The 21,102-nt window shown below is 50.9% G+C and carries 16 protein-coding genes; 8 read left to right on the top strand and 8 right to left on the bottom strand.

The annotated features are described in order from the left end of the window. Positions 1-12: 12 nt before the first annotated feature. Positions 13-753 carry a 3'(2'),5'-bisphosphate nucleotidase CysQ gene (cysQ, locus tag QEN31_RS20815; protein WP_000893398.1) on the top strand — a complete coding sequence of 247 codons (741 nt, stop codon included), beginning with the start codon at positions 13-15 and terminating at the stop codon, positions 751-753. Here cysQ and QEN31_RS20810 read toward each other — a convergent pair. Continuing rightward, positions 743-1,300, bottom strand: coding sequence for a YtfJ family protein (locus QEN31_RS20810; RefSeq protein WP_000175305.1), 558 nt, complete (start codon positions 1,298-1,300; stop codon positions 743-745). The two genes, cysQ and QEN31_RS20810, sit on opposite strands and share 11 nt — an antisense overlap. Before the next feature lie 326 nt (positions 1,301-1,626). Between QEN31_RS20810 and QEN31_RS20805 the strand changes: the two genes are divergently transcribed. Beyond that, positions 1,627-1,833 (top strand): DUF1107 domain-containing protein, encoded by a 207-nt coding sequence (locus tag QEN31_RS20805; protein ID WP_000689229.1) that lies wholly within the window; start codon positions 1,627-1,629, stop codon positions 1,831-1,833. 84 nt (positions 1,834-1,917) lie between these two features. Here the strand turns inward: QEN31_RS20805 and QEN31_RS20800 are convergent, their stop codons facing one another. Next, positions 1,918-3,261 carry a hemolysin family protein gene (locus QEN31_RS20800; RefSeq protein ID WP_000934974.1) on the bottom strand — a complete coding sequence of 448 codons (1,344 nt, stop codon included), beginning with the start codon at positions 3,259-3,261 and terminating at the stop codon, positions 1,918-1,920. A gap of 182 nt (positions 3,262-3,443) precedes the next feature. Next, positions 3,444-4,082 (bottom strand): peptide-methionine (S)-S-oxide reductase MsrA, encoded by a 639-nt coding sequence (gene msrA, locus QEN31_RS20795; RefSeq protein WP_000051472.1) that lies wholly within the window; start codon positions 4,080-4,082, stop codon positions 3,444-3,446. A 212-nt stretch (positions 4,083-4,294) separates the two neighbouring features. On the opposite strand from msrA, the gene tamA reads away from it, so the two are divergent. The 3 genes from tamA to QEN31_RS20780 are packed head-to-tail and all read left to right on the top strand — an operon-like array spanning position 4,295 to position 10,151. Then, positions 4,295-6,028: an autotransporter assembly complex protein TamA gene (gene tamA, locus QEN31_RS20790; RefSeq protein ID WP_001120231.1), complete on the top strand. Its 1,734-nt coding sequence runs from the start codon at positions 4,295-4,297 to the stop codon at positions 6,026-6,028. Then, positions 6,025-9,804, top strand: coding sequence for an autotransporter assembly complex protein TamB (gene tamB, locus QEN31_RS20785; protein WP_000060815.1), 3,780 nt, complete (start codon positions 6,025-6,027; stop codon positions 9,802-9,804). The genes tamA and tamB overlap by 4 nt, the downstream gene beginning before the upstream one ends. A gap of 2 nt (positions 9,805-9,806) precedes the next feature. Continuing rightward, positions 9,807-10,151 (top strand): gamma-glutamylcyclotransferase family protein, encoded by a 345-nt coding sequence (locus tag QEN31_RS20780; protein WP_001219167.1) that lies wholly within the window; start codon positions 9,807-9,809, stop codon positions 10,149-10,151. 53 nt (positions 10,152-10,204) lie between these two features. Here the strand turns inward: QEN31_RS20780 and QEN31_RS20775 are convergent, their stop codons facing one another. From QEN31_RS20775 to fbp, 4 genes are all read right to left on the bottom strand, one after another. Continuing rightward, entirely contained in the window at positions 10,205-11,413 is a 1,209-nt protein-coding gene (locus QEN31_RS20775; protein WP_000203131.1) for an MFS transporter, read from the bottom strand. Beyond that, positions 11,410-12,573, bottom strand: coding sequence for a metallo-dependent hydrolase (locus QEN31_RS20770; protein WP_099949729.1), 1,164 nt, complete (start codon positions 12,571-12,573; stop codon positions 11,410-11,412). The genes QEN31_RS20775 and QEN31_RS20770 overlap by 4 nt, the downstream gene beginning before the upstream one ends. Positions 12,574-12,982: 409 nt before the next feature. After that, the gene (ppa, locus tag QEN31_RS20765) at positions 12,983-13,513 is read right to left on the bottom strand and encodes an inorganic diphosphatase (protein ID WP_000055079.1); all 531 of its coding nucleotides are present in this window, start codon (positions 13,511-13,513) and stop codon (positions 12,983-12,985) included. A 226-nt stretch (positions 13,514-13,739) separates the two neighbouring features. After that, positions 13,740-14,738 (bottom strand): class 1 fructose-bisphosphatase, encoded by a 999-nt coding sequence (fbp, locus tag QEN31_RS20760; protein WP_000853764.1) that lies wholly within the window; start codon positions 14,736-14,738, stop codon positions 13,740-13,742. Positions 14,739-14,912: 174 nt separating this feature from the next. Between fbp and mpl the strand changes: the two genes are divergently transcribed. After that, positions 14,913-16,292, top strand: a complete 1,380-nt coding sequence (mpl, locus tag QEN31_RS20755) for a UDP-N-acetylmuramate:L-alanyl-gamma-D-glutamyl-meso-diaminopimelate ligase (protein WP_001219833.1) — start codon at positions 14,913-14,915, stop codon at positions 16,290-16,292. Positions 16,293-16,782: 490 nt separating this feature from the next. Then, positions 16,783-17,616 (top strand): myo-inositol utilization transcriptional regulator IolR, encoded by an 834-nt coding sequence (gene iolR, locus QEN31_RS20750; RefSeq protein ID WP_000033840.1) that lies wholly within the window; start codon positions 16,783-16,785, stop codon positions 17,614-17,616. Positions 17,617-17,666: 50 nt separating this feature from the next. Here iolR and iolT1 read toward each other — a convergent pair whose 3' ends face one another. Then, positions 17,667-19,100, bottom strand: coding sequence for a myo-inositol import MFS transporter IolT1 (gene iolT1, locus QEN31_RS20745; protein WP_000107709.1), 1,434 nt, complete (start codon positions 19,098-19,100; stop codon positions 17,667-17,669). A gap of 458 nt (positions 19,101-19,558) precedes the next feature. On the opposite strand from iolT1, the gene iolT2 reads away from it, so the two are divergent. Continuing rightward, positions 19,559-20,995, top strand: coding sequence for a myo-inositol import MFS transporter IolT2 (iolT2, locus tag QEN31_RS20740; RefSeq protein ID WP_000083110.1), 1,437 nt, complete (start codon positions 19,559-19,561; stop codon positions 20,993-20,995). The last annotated feature ends 107 nt before the right edge of the window (positions 20,996-21,102 follow it).

Genomic DNA, 21,102 nt, shown 5'->3' with positions numbered 1-21,102 from the left:
AAGAGGTGGAGAATGTTAGAACAAGTATGCCAGCTTGCACGGAACGCGGGCGATGCCATTATGCAGGTTTATGATGGAGCCAAACCGATGGAGTACGCCCGCAAGCAGGACGATTCTCCAGTCACTGCGGCGGATATCGCCGCACATACCGTGATTCTCGAAGGGTTACGCACGCTCACGCCGGATATTCCGGTGCTTTCAGAAGAGGATCCGCCCGCCTGGGAAGTGCGCCAGCACTGGCAGCGTTACTGGCTGGTCGATCCGCTCGACGGCACCAAGGAGTTCATCAAGCGCAATGGCGAATTCACGGTCAATATCGCGCTGATTGAGCAGGGCAAGCCGGTGTTGGGCGTGGTCTATGCGCCGGTGCTGAAAGTGATGTACTACGCGGCGGAAGGTAAGGCCTGGAAAGAGGAGTGCGGGGTGCGTAAGCAGATTCAGGTCCGGGATGCCCGCCCGCCGCTGGTGGTGATTAGCCGTTCGCATACGGATGATGAACTCACCGAATATCTCCAACAGCTTGGCGAACATCAGACAACCTCTATTGGTTCCTCGCTGAAATTCTGCCTTGTGGCGGAAGGCCAGGCGCAGCTTTACCCCAGATTTGGGCCGACCAGCGTCTGGGACACTGCCGCAGGTCATGCCATTGCCGTTGCAGCCGGGGCGCACGTTCACGACTGGCAGGGAAAAACGCTGGACTATACCCCTCGTGAATCGTTCCTTAACCCCGGCTTCCGGGTGACTATTTACTGAGGAGCTTATGCAGCAGGTCGACCACCTGCTGTACCTCTTGCTGGGTTAACGCGCCATCTTTCACCCATTGAACCCGACCGTCTTTGTCAAGCACGATGACGGCGGACCCCTCTTCTTTTAATTGCCAGGCGTTACGCGCCACGCCATTGCTGTCGACAATAAATTGCGACCACGGGTAGAGCTTTTTATTACTTTCTATACTGCTACGCACGAACATACCGGAGCCTGGGATCGCATCATCGGTGTTCACAATTGTGGTCGTCTGGTATCTGTCATGCGGGAGCTTGGCTGATTTAATCGCTTCAATCAGCGTGGCGTTTTTTTCCTTCGCTGACGTTCGACCCGCAATGTGCAGCAGGACGCGCACTTTTCCCGCCAGCTGCGCGCTATTCCAGTTTTTATAACTAAACTCATCTTTATTCAACGTCAGTTCGCCACGGTCGGCAATGCCTACCGGCGGCACCCGTTGGTTAACTTCAAGGTTATGCGCACAAGCCATTATGGGGAGTAGCAGACACGACATCGCCAGAATTTTACGTAAGGTCATGGTCATTCCTTCTTTATTTTTTTGCAGGTGATCCGACCACTTTGGGCCGATAGTTAATCATATGTGCGATTGATGCTTTTTCCCGCAAAGGGGATGCCAGTTTGCGGGCGGGCGCACACTTCCTGTGAAAAATGAAGGCATATACTGAGAAAAATGAGCTGATGTTTAGATAATTCTGAATAACTGTAATCAAAAGGTAAATATACTTATGCACACTGGAAACGACGTAGATATGGTCTATAGTCATATGGCATTAAAATTTGCGCCTTAAAACTGTTGGGCCGATTGTGGCATCGCAAGGGCGTAATACTCTGCAGGAGACAACAATGAAAATTTTCCAACGCTACAACCCGCTACAGGTGGCGAAGTACGTGAAGATCCTGTTCCGTGGACGGTTATATATCAAGGATGTTGGCGCTTTTGAGTTCGATAAGGGTAAGATTCTTATCCCAAAAGTGAGAGACAAGCAGCACTTGTCTGTGATGTCTGAAGTTAACCGTCAGGTTATGCGTCTGCAAACTGAGATGGCGTAACCAAAAGTGCTATGCAGTAGGTTAAAAAAGTAAAAAAAAACGGCTCCTGAATCAGGAGCCGTTGATGTTTCTGGCAAACGGATTTCAGGCCGCGCTGTCTTCTTTACCTTGCGCATCGGGCAGTTTCGGCGCCGGTACGTTGCTTTTATTGTCGAGACGCGTCACCAGCAACTGATCGATACGGTAGTTGTCGATATCCACCACTTCAAATTTGTAGCCGGAAAACTTCACCGAATCAGTACGTTTTGGGATCTTGCGCAGCATAAACATCATAAAGCCGCCAATGGTTTCATAGTTGCCGGATTGCGGAAACTCATCGATATCCAGCACGCGCATGACGTCGTCAATCGGCGTGCCGCCGTCAACCAGCCAGGAATTTTCATCGCGCGCCACAATTTGCTCTTCCAGTCCCTGGCCGACCAGGTCACCCATTAGCGTGGTCATCACATCGTTCAGCGTAATGATACCGACGACCAGAGCGTATTCATTCATAATGACCGCGAAATCTTCGCCCGCCGTTTTGAAACTTTCCAGCGCCTCAGAAAGGGTCAGCGTATCCGGCACAATCAAGGTATTGCGAATTTGCACGCCGCTATTCAGCGCCATACTTTGGTTAGCCAGCACGCGATTCAGCAGATCTTTGGAGTCTACATAGCCGATGATGTGGTCGATATCTTCATTACACACCAAAAATTTTGAGTGCGGATGTTCGGCGACCTTTTTCTTCAGGCTTTGTTCGTCTTCGTGCAGATCAAACCAGATGATACTTTCGCGCGACGTCATAGAAGACGGTACGGTGCGAGATTCAAGTTCAAACACATTTTCAATTAGTTCGTGCTCTTGCTTGCGCAAGACGCCCGCCAGCGCGCCGGCTTCCACCACTGCGTAAATATCATCAGAAGTAATGTCGTCTTTCCGCACCATTGGAATTTTGAACAGGCGGAAGATGTTGTTTGCCATGCCGTTAAACAGCCACACCAGCGGGCGAAAAACGAACAGGCAGAAGCGCATCGGGTTGATGATACGCAAAGCCACAGCTTCTGGCGCAATCATACCGATGCGTTTCGGGGTTAAATCCGCGAACAGGATAAACAGCCCCGTCACCAGCGAGAAAGAGAGAATAAAGCTCAGCTGCTCGGAGAGTTCTGGCGACATATAGTGCGAGAAGAGGGCGGAAAAGGCGGGCGAAAATGCCGCATCGCCGACGATACCGCCAAGAATAGCGACGGCGTTCAGGCCAATTTGCACAACGGTGAAAAACATGCCGGGATTTTCCTGCATTTTCAATACGCGTTGTGCGTTGATACTGCCTTCATCAGCTAATAACTTAAGTTTAATCTTACGTGATGCGGCAAGCGAGATCTCGGAGATGGAGAAGAACGCACTTACAGCGATCAGGCAGAATATAATGAATATACTGTTTAACATATCTTATCCGGCGAAACGCCAGATCCTCGGAAGGGAAGTTTATAAATCCGTGTGGTAACGTTTAATGAAAACCGGCTCGTAGCAGTGAGCCGATAAGTTCAGGGCTAGTATAGCGTAAGCTACTGTAAAGTCGCCAGAGGGTTCATTTTCAACTCCGACAAGTTCCCCCTACGCCAGCGTCGTCACGCGTCAGGCGGCAGGCAAACGCCGATCCCGCCAATCCCGCAGTAACCATATGGATTTTTGTGCAGATACTGTTGGTGTTCATCTTCGGCGTAGTAAAACGGCGTCGCATGGGCGATTTCCGTGGTAATAGGGCGATGGTCTCCGGCGGCGGTCATTGCCGACTGAAAGCGCTCGCGACTGGCGTGAGCGGCGGCATTCTGTTCCGGCGTTAAGGGATAAATCGCAGAACGGTATTGCGTACCGTGATCGTTACCTTGTTGCATCCCCTGCGTCGGATCGTGATTTTCCCAGAAGGTCTGTAAAAGCTGCTCATAACTGATAACGGCAGGATCGTACACTATCCGTACCGCTTCGGCATGACCGGTCTGCCCGGAGCAGACTTCCCGGTAGGTTGGATTAGGCGTGTAACCGCCTGCATACCCTGCCGCGGTGCTATATACGCCGGGCAATTGCCAGAATAAACGTTCTACGCCCCAGAAACAGCCCATAGCGAAGTAGGCGATCTCCATCCCGGCAGGGACATTGGTCATAGAGTGTTCATTTACCGCATGCAGAGTGGCGATCGGCATCGGGGTGTTGCGTCCTGGTAACGCATCTGCTTGAGTAACCAGATGTTTTTTATCAAATAAACTCATGAGCTATTCTCCCGAAAGCGTTAATTGGCGTTAAGGTTGTAACGAGACGCATCTTTGCACACAATAACAACATTAATGTATCTGGATTTAACCATAAGAAATATTTGGGCAGTCGTCTGCTTTTCAATCGAAATTGTTGATTTTATGTTAAGCCGCGGAGCGGTAGTGTGATTTTTTCCAGGGGTGGGAATAGGGGATATTCAGGAGAAAATGTGCCACATATCCGTCAGTTATGTTGGGTTAGCTTACTGTGCCTGAGCAGTTCTGCGGTAGCCGCAAATGTTCGTCTGAAAGTCGAAGGGCTATCCGGAGAGCTGGAAAAAAACGTTCGCGCACAGCTCTCTACGATTCAGAGCGATGAGGTGACGCCGGATCGGCGCTTTCGCGCCCGAGTTGATGATGCGATTCGCGAAGGGCTTAAAGCGTTAGGCTATTACGAACCCACTATCAAATTCGACTTGCTTCCACCGCCTGCGAAAGGACGGCAGGTATTAATCGCCAGGGTTACGCCCGGCCAGCCGGTGTTGATTGGCGGTACAGAAGTCATTTTACGCGGCGGCGCGCGCACGGACAAAGATTATCTGGCCTTACTGAAAACGCGTCCGGCAATCGGCACGGTGCTGAACCAGGGAGACTATGACAATTTTAAAAAGTCGTTAACCAGCGTGTCGCTACGTAAAGGCTATTTCGACAGCGAATTCATTAAAAGTCAGTTGGGAATTGCTCTGGGCCGCCATCAGGCGTTTTGGGATATTGATTATGATAGCGGTGAGCGCTATCGCTTCGGACCTGTCACCTTCGAAGGTTCGCAGATTCGTGATGAATATTTACAAAATCTGTTGCCGTTTAAAGAGGGTGATGAGTACGAATCGAAAGATTTGGCGGAACTAAACCGCCGACTTTCCGCTACCGGATGGTTTAATTCTGTCGTGGTGGCGCCGGAATTTGAGAAATCGCGTAAAACAAAAATTCTGCCGTTAAAAGGCGTGGTATCGCCGCGAACCGAAAACACGATTGAAACCGGGGTGGGGTACTCCACCGACGTCGGGCCGCGCGTGAAAGCGTCGTGGAAAAAACCGTGGATGAACTCTTACGGTCATAGCCTGACCACCAGCACCAGTATTTCTGCGCCGGAACAGGTGCTGGATTTTAGTTATAAAATGCCGCTGCTGAAAAACCCGCTGGAGCAATACTATCTGGTACAGGGCGGTTTTAAACGTACCGATTTGAATGATACGGAGCAGGACTCGACCACGCTTGCCGTGTCGCGTTACTGGGACCTTTCCAGTGGTTGGCAGCGGGCGATTAATCTGCGCTGGAGTTTCGACCACTTTACCCAGGGGAACGTCACCAATACCACCATGCTGTTCTACCCGGGCGTGATGATCAGCCGAACCCGCTCGCGAGGGGGACTGATGCCAACCTGGGGCGATTCGCAGCGCTATTCAGTAGACTATTCGAATACGGCCTGGGGCTCCGACGTGGATTTCTCCGTGCTGCAGGCGCAAAACGTCTGGATTCGGACTTTGTACGATCGCCACCGTTTTGTGATGCGCGCCAATTTGGGCTGGATAGAAACCGGTGATTTCGACAAAGTTCCGCCGGATTTACGTTTCTTCGCCGGGGGCGACCGCAGTATTCGCGGCTATAAATACAAATCTATTTCGCCTAAAGATAGCGACGGCAATCTTAAAGGCGCCTCAAAACTGGCAACCGGATCGCTGGAGTACCAGTATAACGTCACCGGTAAATGGTGGGGGGCAGTGTTTGTCGATAGCGGCGAGGCGGTGAGTGATATTCGCCGTAGCGATTTCAAAACCGGGACCGGGGTCGGCGTGCGCTGGGCGTCGCCGGTTGGGCCTGTCAAACTCGATTTTGCCGTACCGGTCGGCGACAAAGACGAACACGGTTTACAGTTTTATATCGGTCTGGGGCCTGAATTATGAGTTTATGGAAGAAAATAAGCCTCGGCGTGTTGATTTTCATTGTGGTGTTACTGGCGAGCGTTGCGTTTCTGGTCGGGACGACGACGGGGCTGCATCTGGTATTCAGTGCGGCGAACCGCTGGGTGCCGGGGCTGGAGATTGGGCAGGTCACCGGCGGCTGGCGGGACTTATCGTTAAAAAATATCCGCTATGAGCAGCCGGGCGTTGCGGTGAATGCGGGCGAAATTCATCTGGCCATCGGGCTTGATTGCCTGTGGCGCAGTAGCCTGTGCGTCAATGATCTGGCGCTAAAAGATATTAATGTCGCTATCGACAGCAAAAAAATGCCGCCCTCCGAACCGGCGCAAGAAGAGGAAGAAAGCGGGCCGCTGAACCTCTCCACGCCCTGGCCCATCACGCTGTCGCGCGTGGCGTTGAATAACATCAATATCAAGATTGATGACACTACCGTTTCGGTGTTGGATTTTACCTCCGGGCTGGCATGGCAGGAGAAAAACCTGACCCTGAAACCGACGCGGCTTCAGGGACTGCTGATCGCGCTGCCGAAGGTCGCTGACGTGGCGCAGGAAGAGGTGGTTGAACCCAAAATCGAGAAACCTCAACCGGATGAAAAGCCGCTTGGCGAAACGCTAAAAGATCTGTTTGCAAAACCGGTAATGCCGGAGATGACCGATGTTCACCTGCCGCTCAATCTGAATATCGAGTCATTTCGCGGCGAGCAGCTACGCATCACCGGCGATACCGATCTGACGGTGCGCACGATGCTGCTTAAAGTCAGCAGTATCGACGGTAATATGAAGCTGGATACTCTGGATATCGACGCCAACCAGGGCACGGTGAAAGCCTCCGGTACGGCGCAGCTCGCCAATAACTGGCCGGTTGATATTACGCTCAACAGTACGCTGAATATCGATCCGCTAAAGGGTGAAAAGATAAAACTCAAGGTCGGCGGCGCGTTACGCGAACAACTGGAGGTCGGGGTGAACCTTTCCGGGCCGATGGATGTCGCGCTTCGCGCCCAGACGCGGCTGGCGGAGGCCGGTTTACCGCTCAATCTTGAAGTCGTCAGCCAACGCATTGCCTGGCCATTGACGGGTGATACCCAGTTTCAGGCTGACGATCTGAAGCTCAAACTGAGCGGTAAGATGACCGACTATACGTTGTCGATGCGAACCGCCGTGAAAGGACAAGATATTCCGCCGGCGACCATCACGCTGGATGCCAAAGGGAATGAGCGGCAGATTAATCTCGATAAACTCACCGTCGCCGCTCTGGAGGGAAAAACCGAACTGAAAGCGCTGGTGGACTGGCAGCAGGCGATTAGCTGGCGTGGCGAACTGACGCTGAATGGCATCAATACCGCTAAAGAGATTCCGGACTGGCCCGCGAAGCTTAACGGCGTCATGAAAACCAAAGGCAGCCTCTACGGCGGCACCTGGCAGATGGATGTCCCGGAGCTCAAGCTGACCGGCAATGTGAAGCAGAACAGCGTTAACGTTAACGGGACGCTAAAGGGCAACAGCTACATGCAGTGGACGATCCCGGGGCTGCACTTTGCGCTGGGCCCAAACAGCGCCGATATAAAAGGCGAGCTTGGCGTTAAGGAGCTGAATCTTGACGCCGCCATCGATGCGCCAGGGCTGGATAATGCGCTGCCAGGACTGGGCGGCATGGCAAAAGGAATCGTTAAAGTCCGCGGTACGGTAGAAGCGCCGCAGCTGTTGGCGGATATCACCGCCCGCGGCTTGCGCTGGCAGGAGCTGTCTGTCGCCCAGGCGCGCATTGAGGGCGATATTAAATCCACCGATCAGATAGCGGGCCATCTCAACGTTCGCGTAGAGCGGATTTCGCAGCCCGACGTTAACATCAATCTGGTGACGCTTGACGCCAAAGGCAGCGAGAAGCAGCATCAGCTACAGCTCCGTGTTCAGGGAGAACCGGTATCCGGTCAACTCTCCCTGACAGGCAGCTTCGATCGCGAGGCGGCGCGCTGGAAAGGGACGTTAAGCGACACCCGTTTCCAGACGCCAGTGGGGCCATGGTCGTTGACCCGCGCGATTGCGCTGGACTACCGTAATAAAGAACAGAAAATCAGTATCGGGCCGCATTGTTGGCTGAACCCGAACGCCGAGCTGTGCATCCCGCAAACCATTGATGCGGGCGCCGCAGGACGGGCGGTGGTCAATCTCAACCGCTTTGATCTGGCGATGCTGAAGCCATTTATGCCTGATACCACTCAGGCCAGTGGGATCTTTAGCGGGAAAGCGGATGTGTCGTGGGACACCACCCAGGAGGGATTGCCGCAGGGGAAGGTCACGCTTTCCGGTCGTAATGTGAAGGTCACGCAGACCGTCAATGACGCGCCGTTACCGGTCGCGTTTGAGACGCTGAACCTCAGCGCCGATCTGCACAATAATCGCGCCGAGCTGGGATGGCTGATTCGCCTGACGAACAATGGTCAATTCGATGGCCAGGTGCAGGTAACCGATCCTCAGGGGCGGCGCAATCTCGGCGGTAACGTCAACATGCGCAATCTCAATCTGGCGATGGTCAACCCTGTCTTTTCGCGCGGCGAAAAAGCGGCGGGAATGTTAAACGCCAGGCTACGTCTGGGCGGCGATGTGCAAAGCCCGCAGTTGTTTGGTCAGTTGCAGCTTAGCGCGCTGGATATTGACGGTAACTTTATGCCGTTTGAGATGCAGCCGAGCCAGCTCACCATGAACTTTAGCGGTACGCGTTCGACGCTCGCCGGTATCGTGCGAACACAACAAGGGCAAATTAACCTGAACGGCAACGCCGACTGGAGTCAGATTGACAACTGGCGCGCGCGGGTGACGGCGAAAGGCAGCCGGGTGCGGATTACCGTTCCGCCGATGGTGCGCCTAGATGTCTCGCCGGATGTGGTCTTTGACGCGACGCCTTCGCTGTTCACGTTGGATGGGCGTGTGGACGTTCCGTGGGCGCGAATTGTGGTGCACGACCTGCCGGAGAGCGCGGTCGGCGTCTCCAGCGATGTGGTTATGCTCAACAATGACCTGCAACCAGAAACGCCGCAGACAGCGTCTATTCCCATCAACAGTAATCTGACGGTCCACGTCGGCAACAACGTGCGCATCGACGCCTTCGGGCTTAAAGCGCGTTTGACCGGCGATTTGAAAGTCGCGCAGGATAAGCAGGGGCTGGGGCTAAATGGTCAAATCAATATTCCTGACGGCCGATTCCGCGCCTACGGCCAGGACCTGCTTGTCCGTAAAGGCGAGCTGCTGTTCTCCGGCCCGCCGGATCAGCCGCTGCTCAATATCGAAGCGATCCGTAACCCTGACGCCACCGAAGACGATGTTATTGCGGGCGTGCGCGTCACAGGCACAGCTGATGAACCCAAAGCGGAAATCTTCTCCGATCCGGCGATGCCGCAGGCTGAAGCGCTTTCTTATCTGCTGCGTGGGCAGGGGTTGGACAGCAATCAGAGTGATAGCGCAGCGATGACCTCCATGCTTATTGGCCTGGGGGTTGCGCAAAGTGGTCAGGTTGTGGGTAAAATCGGAGAGACATTCGGTGTAAGTAATCTGGCGCTGGACACGCAAGGGGTGGGCGATTCGTCCCAGGTTGTGGTCAGCGGCTATGTACTGCCGGGTCTACAGGTGAAGTATGGTGTAGGGATATTTGACTCTCTGGCGACGCTCACGTTACGTTATCGCCTGATGCCTAAGCTATATCTGGAAGCAGTGTCTGGCGTAGATCAGGCACTTGATTTGCTCTATCAGTTTGAGTTTTAGCAATGCGAATATTTGTCTATGGCAGTTTACGACAGAAACAAGGCAACAGTCACTGGATGACCAATGCCCAATTGCTTGGCGATTACCGTATCGATAACTACCAGTTGTATAGTCTGGGCCACTATCCAGGCGCAGTTCCGGGAAACGGAGCGGTATACGGTGAAGTTTATCGAATTGATAACGCCACGCTGGCCGAACTTGATGCTTTGCGCACCAGGGGCGGTGAATACGCACGCCAGTTAATCCAGACGCCTTACGGCAGCGCATGGATGTATGTATATCAACGTCCTGTTGATGGGTTAACTCTGATTGAAAGCGGTGACTGGTTAGACAGAAACCAGCCCTGAACTGAACACGCCACCCTCGGGTGGCGTTGTTTTTTACATTCTGGCTGATGGCGCTAGCGCCGGGCATGGTGAGCTCTTATTCTGCCGTAGATCAATAATGACGCGCCGCCCAGGATAACAATGCATCCGAGAACCATAAATCCCTGCATGTAGCTGCCGGTTGTCCGGTAAAAATAGCCGACCATAAGGCCTGCCAACGTACCGCCGCCGCCGGCGCCGATGCCATTAATAATACCGGAGGCTGGGCCAATCGCATGGGGTTTAACGTTCGACTGGATAATCGACCAGATATTGGGGGTAAAGCTGGCGGCATAATAACCCATCGCCAGGGTAATGAGCGTGATTTTAAAGCCCGGCGCATCGACAAATGGCAGGAGAAATAACATCACGCCGGGGATTAGTAGGCCCAGTGAAGCAATAAGTACACGTTTTTGTGTCTTATCACTGATCCATGAGATAGGGATTGCCAGTATAACCGCAGTCAGATAAGGCAGAGAACTGACCAATGCTTTACTGAATCCGGTATAGCCGAGAGAATTGACAACCATGGGTATCCATAACGTAATTCCCCAGAACAACATCCCTTGAGTGATGTAGGTAAAAATAAGGAGTAGGAAGGGGGTTCCGCCCAGCGATTCCAGGGTAAGTTTAGTTTTCTCTGTTGGCGCCGGCGCACGATAATAAGGCGCTTCTTCCTGTTTTTTCAGCATTGTTATATAAAGTGGAACCACAACAACAATGCCGATCACACCAGTGATAATAAAAACATTTCGCCAACCGAAGGCAGCATCCAGCGGGGACAAAATCATAAATCCCAGGCCTAATGCCAGGAACTGTCCATAATACTGGATAATGCTGTTCGCCTGCGTCCGTTCTTTGTCTGAAAACCAGTCGCTGGCGAAGCGGGACTGCTGCGGCCAATAAATGCCTTCGGTAATGCCAAGCACCAGCCGACAAATCAAAATAACGTACACTGACGAGGTAAATCCGACAAAAACGGTCGCAATCGACCAGATTAGCACCATCAGAATGACTATTTTTTTCGGATCGTATCGCTGGGTAAATACGCCGCCAAAAATATTTGAAAAGGCATAGCCAATAAGAAATATGGTTAATACAATGCTGGCCGTTGCGCCATCAATATTCAGGTCGTGTGTAATCGTAGGTAACGTAACGGAAAGATTAGAACGGTCAAGATAAGCAACAAAAAGGCCGAACATTAATGTCGCGCCGATCCGTAGCCATTTTTGCATTGAGGTCATTTTTCAACTCCGTTTGGCCGCGCGCCAAAATCAATTTGACGAAATAATATCTCACCGGATTTTATGGTCATTTGTGGTACCAGCACATGCGTCCCCGTGAGCGTTTCACCATGAATATCGGCAAATTCAACATGCCTGTTTTTTAATTTAAAGATGGCGATATCGGCAAATGCCCCAGGGGCCAGCGTATCAATTTCTGCTGCCATACCCATTAAAACTGCTGGGGTATGGGTACAGGCGTTAATGACATCGGTAAGCGCGACGCCGAGTGCTAAATATTTCGATAAAATCCATGGTAAGGCGTAAACAGGCCAGGCGAGTTTAGTGATGGTTGAGAGATCGCTACTGATGATATCCGGAAGAAAGCCATTGGCGATGGCCCGGCGTGCCGTGTTCATTGAAAAATGGCTGCGACCATTGGCGGCATCAAATATAACGCCTCTTTCCCTTGCCTGACGGACTTCGGCTAAGACCACGCCTTCATCAGTAAGAATGGTGCTACCTTTGCCGTGAAACGCATGAGCGATAATATCGCCTCGGCGTAGCAAGGAGACAAGTTCTTTCATGGGAACGACGGGATGAGTCGAGTGTATTGCCACGGGACACTTTAAATCGTTGGCAATACGAAGGGATTCAGTCAGCGGTTTTAAGCCATATTCAGCAATGTCCTCAGTCTGAACCTTGAGTTTTAATCCCTGAAGAACGTTGCGATACTGACGAAACAGCGCGTGGATCTTATTTTCATCAATATTGTCAGGATCATAATTTTCTTGTGACCAGGTTTGGCCCGGCGGCGACACGGTCAAAAACGCTTTGATTCGAACTTTGCTGGCGCAAATCACCGTTCGGTAGAAGGCATCAAAGTTTGCCGTACCGGCAGAACCTGCATCCACGACGGTGGTGACGCCATTCGGCGGCATGTACATATCAGGCCTGACGCCGCCTTCCGTCGCGTCATAAAAAACATGCGCGTGATAATCGATAAGACCGGGAGTAACGATCATGCCGTCGGCATGGATAATCCGGGTCTCCGAAGTTACAGGATATTTATCGGCATCAACGATAATATCGTTAATGATGCGTAAATTGTTAATCTCATTAATATTACGAGCGGGATCGATGATATGTCCACCGGTAATTAATATATCATTTTTCATCATAATCTCTTAAAATAGTAAATAATTATGGCAGCCCTTAAAAATATATTAAAAAGTGTGTTTTGAGCGGATGTTATGTTGGATTAAAAATACGGTTATTGGTAGGGAGAGCTTAGGATACCTTATTAAAAAGGTAATCGGGCTTATGCACTAAATAAGACTTTAGCGCTTGCTAATATTTAGGGCGTAAGTCCATGGGAGTCTGGGAGCATTCACAAAACAATTATTATCTTAAGCTTTTTAGAGAAACCGTGAGCGTATTCAACCCTTTTTAATAAAAAATCAGGTAAAGTATTATTCATTCCGTGAATGTTAAATTAATAATGATAAAAACTGTGTTCTATTCATTAGCCAATAAAAAGGCCCTCATTACTATGAGAGCCTTTATCTTGACGCTTATGTAAAAGCGAACTTATTTCTTCGCTGCGCGCTCGAAGGAGGCAACGATTTCCGCTTTAGCCGCTTCGGCGTTGTCCCAACCGTCAACTTTCACCCATTTGCCTTTTTCGAGATCTTTATAATGCTCGAAGAAATGAGTGATCTGCGCTTTCAGCAGTTCCGGCAGATCGTTCACATCTTTAATGTGATCGTACTCTTTGCTCAGTTTGGTGTGCGGTACGGCAACCAGTTTCGCATCTTCACCGGATTCGTCGGTCATTTTCAGTACGCCAACCGGACGGCAACGGATGACGGCGCCTGGCTGCAGCGGGTACGGCGTCGGGACCAGAACGTCTACCGGGTCGCCGTCCAGAGACAGGGTATGGTTGATGTAACCGTAGTTGCACGGATAGAACATCGCTGTGGACATGAAGCGGTCAACGAACAGCGCGCCGCTCTCTTTGTCAACTTCGTATTTGATCGGATCTGCGTTAGCCGGGATCTCGATAACGACGTAGATATCTTCCGGCAGTTCTTTACCCGCCGGGACGTTGAGTAAGCTCATGTCTGTTTCCTTTGAATTTATGACAAACAAGTGGCGAGTATTATAGCCAACTCACGCCGAAAGTCTTCGCTTGTTTTCGTTTCCGCCTCATCTGGCGCGTCGTTGCGGAGCATAAACGACAAAGGTTAAGAACCGGAAAAATCACGGGCCTGATAAGGCAACGCCGCCATCGGACATGTTATTGCCCAATGGCGGCTTCATGCGTTATTCCGCATGGTGGTAAAAATTACGCGTCCGGGTATTCGCGGATAAAGCGTTCCACATCGTCAACCATATGGCGGTTGCCGACGAAGAACGAGCGGCGCTGGTGCAGGCTTTCCGGAATGATATCCAGAATACGTTCTTTACCATCGCTTGCTTTGCCGCCGGCCTGTTCCGCGAGGAACGCCATCGGGTTGCATTCATACAGCAGACGCAGTTTCCCCTGCGGATGGCTGGCGGTGCTGGGGTAGAGATAGATGCCGCCTTTCAGCAGGTTGCGGTGGAAATCGGCCACCAGAGAGCCAATGTAACGTGAGGTATAAGGGCGACTTGTTGAACTATCCTCTTCCTGGCAGAATTTGATGTACTTCTTCACGCCATTCGGGAATTTAATGTAGTTACCTTCGTTAATGGAGTAGGTTTTACCCTTTTCCGGGAAACGCATACGTTCCTGGCACAGACAGAACACGCCCAACGACGGATCGTAGGTGAAAGCGTGTACGCCGCAGCCGGTGGTGTAAACCAGCATGGTGGACGAGCCATACACGACATATCCCGCAGCGACCTGTTTGTTGCCGGGTTGCAGGAAATCTTCTTCGGTGACCGGCGTGCCGACGGGCGTCACGCGGCGATAAATCGAGAAAATCGTACCGACAGAGACGTTAACGTCGATGTTAGAAGAGCCATCCAGAGGGTCCATCAGCACCACATATTTCGCGTGTTCGCAGCCTTCAAAGACGACAATTTCGTCCTCTTCTTCCGATGCGATGCCCGCTACAATATCGCGCGCTTTTAGTGCAGCTTTCAGTTTCTCGTTCGCGAACAGATCGAGTTTCTGCTGAACCTCGCCCTGTACGTTCTCAGCACCGCTGGCACCCAGGATATCGACCAGACCGGCCTTATTGATATCGCGGTGGATGATCTTGGCGCCCAATTTTATTGCCGACAGCAAAGCAGTGAGCTCACCGGTAGCCTGAGAGAACTCGTGCTGCTTTTCGACAATAAATTCACCTAACGTTTTCATAACACTTTCCCTGCAATTGATTGGAGTAAAGCGACCGTAACAATCTTAACAAACATTTCAGATGATGCGCTCAGGTGAATCGCGCCAGCAAAGTACAGATTTACCTGAAATGCGTTTCTCACTTGCCAGACATGTGCGTAAAATGGCTCGCAGATAAAAAAAGGATAGTGACGTATGCGCATTCATATTTTGGGAATTTGTGGCACTTTCATGGGGGGGCTGGCGATGCTGGCTCGCTCGCTTGGTCATGAAGTAACGGGTTCGGACGCCAATGTGTATCCGCCGATGAGTACCTTACTTGAGAAGCAAGGCATTGATCTGATCCAGGGTTATGACGCCAGCCAGCTCGATCCGCAGCCGGATCTGGTGATTATCGGCAATGCGATGACGCGCGGGAATCCGTGCGTGGAAGCGGTGCTGGAAAAAAACATTCCCTTTATGTCTGGTCCACAGTGGCTGCACGACTTTGTGTTGCGCGACCGCTGGGTACTGGCGGTCGCCGGTACCCACGGCAAAACCACGACCGCAGGCATGGCGACCTGGATACTGGAAGCGTGCGGGTACAAACCGGGCTTTGTGATTGGCGGCGTACCGGGCAACTTTGAGGTTTCCGCGCGCCTGGGAGAGAGCCCGTTCTTTGTTATCGAAGCGGATGAGTACGACTGCGCGTTCTTTGATAAACGTTCTAAATTTGTGCATTACTGCCCGCGGACGCTGATCCTCAACAACCTTGAGTTTGATCATGCCGACATCTTCGACGATCTGAAAGCGATCCAGAAGCAGTTCCACCATCTGGTGCGCATCGTGCCGGGGCAGGGGCGCATCATCTGGCCGGAAAACGACATCAACCTGAAACAGACCATGGCGCTGGGCTGCTGGAGCGAGCAGGAGCTGGTGGGCGAGCAGGGACACTGGCAGGCGAAGAAGCTGACTACGGATGCTTCCGAGTGGGAAGTGTGGCTGGACGGCGAAAAAGTCGGCGATGTGAAATGGGGCCTGGTCGGCGAACATAACATGCACAACGGTCTGATGGCGATTGCCGCCGCGCGCCACGTGGGCGTCGCGCCCGCAGAAGCGGCCAGCGCGCTGGGGTCATTTATTAACGCCCGCCGCCGTCTGGAGCTACGCGGCGAAGCGAACGGCGTGACGGTGTATGACGATTTTGCTCACCACCCGACGGCAATTCTGGCCACGCTGGCGGCGCTGCGCGGTAAAGTGGGCGGCACCGCGCGCATTATCGCAGTGCTGGAGCCGCGTTCTAACACGATGAAGATGGGGTTATGCAAGGATGACCTGGCGCCGTCGTTAGGGCGTGCGGATGAAGTGTTCCTGCTGCAGCCGCCGCATATTCCGTGGCAAGTGGCGGAAGTCGCTGAAGCCTGCGTACAGCCTGCTCACTGGAGTGGCGATGTCGATACGCTGGCGGAAATGGTGGTGAAAACCGCACAGCCTGGCGATCACATCCTGGTGATGAGCAACGGCGGTTTCGGCGGCATCCATCAGAAATTGCTGGATGGGCTGGCGAAAAAAGCTCAGAACGTAACAGCGTATTAAATGACTATGCGGTCAGCCAGCCTTGTGGCTGGCTGTTTTATATGGGGCATCTTGCCATCGAAAGCGCATTCCGCTCGCCGGGAGACGTTAAAGCAATACTGAAAAATCATTTGCCGCTCAGTATTGAAAAAGAGTAGACGCATATCCTTAAAGTAATCAGTGTAATACACTAAGAGTGTTCCGCCGGTTGCCGTATGCGGGACGAAAAGAGCCAGTTCGCAATAACAGATGAAGGTTTCGTGATTTATAAACGTCATCTTCTGCCTTTCAACGTTTGCGATGCCGCCTGGCTGCGGGCATCGTCCAGTCATAACAATGCTGATCCTGTCGCATTTATGCGGTCAGATTCAGATTGCTCAGAACCCAGCCCGCCAGCAAATTCTGTACTGAAGGTAACCACAGCGCAATTTGAATGTTGTTAACTGTATGTTCAGTTCATTTGTGCTAATATGGTTATTTACGAAATTTTCGTTCTATTAGAGTATCATGCATGTCTAAACATCAAACTCAACTTTCCTTACTGCAGGATGATATCCGCAGTCGCTATGACAGCCTTAGCAAACGTCTTAAACAAGTTGCTCAGTATATTCTGGATAACAGTAATAGCGTTGCTTTTGACACGGTAGCTTCCATCGCGCAACATGCCGATGTTCCCCCTTCGACACTGATTCGTTTTGCTAATGCGTTTGGTTTTAGCGGATTTAATGAAATGAAACAGGTATTTCGCCAGCACCTGATGGAGGAAACAGTAAGCTATACCGAGCGGGCGCGTCTGTTCAGACAGAAAAATGCGGATGAAGGGGAACCTACCCCGGAAAAGCCGGGTGAAATTCTGAAGCTATTTTCAATGGTGAATGCACAGGTATTACAACAATTACCGGTGCAGATTAAAAATGAGCAGTTGGATGCGGCGGTAAATCTGTTAGCGAAAGCCGACAATATTTATGTGATTGGATTACGTCGTTCGTTTAGCGTGGCCAGTTATTTAACCTACGCATTGCGTCATCTGGAGAGACGGGCATTTTTAATTGACGGTATTGGCGGAATGTTCTCTGAACAGCTAAGTATGGTCAGCCCCGACGATGTCGTTATTGCCATCAGCTACTCGCCTTACGCGCAGGAAGTGGTGGAATTAGTCGAGCTTGGCGCGAAACGCGGTGCGCACCATATTGCGATAACCGATAGCCAGGTCAGCCCGCTGGCAGCGTTCAGTGAAGTCTGTTTTGTGGTACGTGAAGCGCAGGTCGATGGTTTCCGTTCTCAGGTCGCGTCCATGTGTCTGGCGCAAACGTTAGCGGTTTCACTGGCGCTGGCGACGGAGTAAAAAAACAAGCCGATGATCGTATTTAGCGATCATCGGCATTGTGGTGAAACTTAATCAGAATAACGTTCGGTTTGAATTGGCTGCAGTTTTTTTCTGCGTTTTGCTAACACTACGCTCTCCATTTTCTCCAGCGAAATGCCTTTTGTTTCCGGCAGGTAACGGCAGATAAAGAAGTAACTGAAGATGCAGCAGATGGCAAATATCCACATTGGAAATGCGCCGTGGAAATGCGAAAGTAAATACGGGTTTTCATTAATCATCGGGAAGAATTGCGAAACTAAAAAGTTTGCCATCCACATAAATCCGACCGAAATACTCATTCCCTGCGACCTCATCCGGTTAGGGAATATTTCAGAAATAAGCACCCATGCGCCCACGCCCCAGGAAAGCGCGTAGAAAATCATAAAGAACAGCATACCGAATAGCGCGAAATAACCGGTTGCCTGGCTGTACAGCGCCCATGAGGTGAGCAACAAGCCGATGATGCTGCCGATAGTGCCTTTACGCATCAGCGACAAACGCCCCATCTTATCCATAATCATTGCGCCAATAATGGAACCGATAAGCTGAATCACGCCGATCCAGATTGTCTGGAACAGGGCCTCCTGGGCGCTACCGGTCACATCCTTAAGGACGATTGGCGCGTAATACATCATGACGTTAACCCCTGTTACCTGTTGCAGCATAGCGATCATGCAGCCCAGGATCAGGATGAAACGCACGTTCCCGTCGCGGTAATTGAGTTTTTGATGGGCGTTTAGTTGGTCATTTTGCAGTGAGGTTTTTATATCGGCAAGAAGATGTCTGGCATGTTCTTCGTTGGATATTTTGGTCAGTATTTTTAGCGTCTCCTCCTCGCGACCAATCATCATCATCCAGCGGGGAGATTCCGGGATTAAAAAGACTAAAATACAGAACAAAATGCAGGGAATAATACCCGCAGCAAACATATAGCGCCAGCCAAGTTCAATGAGCCAGGTATCCGCTGCAATCGATGCTATTTTGTAGTTAACGTAGAAGATCAGAATCTGACCGAAAACGATAGCGAACTGCTGCATACTTAATGCTCTGCCGCGCATGTTTTTCGGTGAGACTTCAGACATATACATCGGTGATACTGTTGCCGCCAGGCCGACTGCCAGTCCACCGATAATGCGATAAATCACAAAATGGGTGAACGTGTAGGAGAGGGAGGTGCCCACTGCGGAAATAGTGAATAACAGCGCTGAAACCATCAATGATTTCTTGCGTCCAAAACGTTTGGATAAATATCCGGCGCTAAACGAACCAATAACGCACCCCACCACAACGCAGGAAACCGCCCAGCCGGTCTCAGCAGGAGATAGATGAAAGTAGCTGGTCAGTGAACCAATCGCACCTGAAATAACAGCAGTATCGTAGCCAAATAATATTCCGCCCAGTGCGGCAATCGCGCAGATGCGTAATATGTAACCCGTATTATAACAACTATCTGATGTGGACATAGGTAGATTATCTCCAGAATAAACTTCATCTATCTGTTTGAATTTAGTGAACAAATAGACAAATTCATCTTATGTCGGTCATTGCCGTAGCGCTGCCGACGATCTTATAGCTATTGAGAACTCTCGTTTCACAACCTATGTTTTAATTTCAAAACGATCAATAATGAAACTTATGTTTTGTTATGGGTATCACATTTCGAATTTCATAATCCTGGCGTTTTTTATCGTTAAGATGCTGCGTTTTACGCAGTGCTCTCCTCTATCTTGATGAAGTTACTTGATTTTATTGATTTCGCGACAGTACCTGAACTCAATTTGTCAGGGGCCGTACTTTTTGTTCTTTCCTGGAACATCTCCATTTCGTGATCTTTTGCATGGAATTTTTCTTCTAATGAATGCAAAAATAAAATGAAAAATTTCATTGGTGTGTTGTTTCCTCAACAGGCAAGGGAGGGATTATGTCTCAGAGAAGTAAGTACAATTCGGCCTATGTGTACGTCCTGTGTTGTATTGCGGCGCTGGCTGGATTGATGTTTGGTTATTCAACGGCGGTGATTACCGGAGTGGTATTGCCTTTACAGCAGTATTACCAACTGACGCCAACCGAGACCGGATGGGCCGTTTCCAGTATCGTGATTGGTTGTATCATCGGCGCGCTGGTCGGTGGAAAAATTGCCGATAAACTGGGGCGTAAACCTGCGCTTCTGATCATTGCGATCATTTTTATCGCTTCTTCCTTAGGGGCGGCGATGAGTGAATCGTTCATGATCTTCTCCCTTTCCCGCATTGTGTGTGGTTTTGCGGTTGGGATGGCCGGAACGGCATCCACCATGTATATGTCTGAACTGGCGCCTGCTGAAATTCGCGGCAAAGCGCTGGGCATTTACAATATCTCCGTGGTATCTGGCCAGGTTATCGTGTTTATAGTCAACTATCTGATAGCAAAAGGAATGCCTGCTGATGTGCTGGTTTCCCAGGGCTGGAAGACTATGCTTTTTGCCCAAGTGGTACCCTCCATTGCGATGTTAGCGATTACGCTTTTCCTACCCGAATCACCGGCATGGTGCGCCCGTAACAACCGCAGCGAAGCTCGTTCGATAAAGGTGCTTACCCGGATCTACAGTGGATTAACGGCCACAGATGTGGCCGCTATTTTTGACAGCATGAAAGAAACCGTACGTTCACAGGACAACGTCGCCGGGGGAGAACGCACCAACCTGAAAAGCTCGCCGGTGCTCCGCTATATTCTGTTGGTTGGATGCTGTATCGCCGTTTTGCAACAGTTCACAGGCGTTAACGTAATGAACTATTATGCGCCGCTGGTGTTGCAGAACAGCAGTACCGAAGTGGTTATGTTCCAGACCATTTTTATCGCGGTATGTAATGTGGTGGGCAGTTTTATCGGCATGATCCTGTTCGACCGCTATGGCCGTATACCGATTATGAAAATTGGTACCATCGGCTCAATTGTCGGCCTGTTGATCGCGTCATACGGTTTGTACACCCACGATACAGGCTACATTACCATCTTTGGCATCCTGTTTTTTATGCTGCTGTTTGCCGTCAGCTGGAGCGTTGGCGCATGGGTACTGATTTCTGAGGTTTTCCCTGAAAAGATAAAAGGTTTTGGGATGGGGCTGGCGGTGAGTCTGATGTGGATAGCCAACTTCCTCATCTCACTGTTGTTCCCGGTCATAAATGATAACGCCTGGCTGCAGGAGACCTTCGGCGGCGCTTTCTCGATGTGGATTTTTGTCGTCTTTAATTTGGTCTGCTATGTCTTTATTTCTCGTTATGTGCCGGAAACAAAAGGGGTGCCGCTAACAGAAATTGAACGGCTGGCCGAGAACAAGCTGCGTGAAATTCAGGGGAAACGTCGCGATGTAATAGCCTGATACCTCTCCAATATTAGCGGAGAATATCCAGAGATATTCTCCGCTGGTTACACAACCTTTACTCCCTCCAGCGAGTGCGCACAGGATATACCCTGTTGAAACCTCCC

The sequence above is a fragment of the Salmonella sp. SA15303 genome (assembly GCF_029962125.1).
Taxonomy (GTDB): domain Bacteria; phylum Pseudomonadota; class Gammaproteobacteria; order Enterobacterales; family Enterobacteriaceae; genus Salmonella; species Salmonella enterica.
The sequence above is the reverse complement of the archived record's forward strand: the minus strand, read 5'-3'. Positions and strand labels throughout refer to the sequence as shown.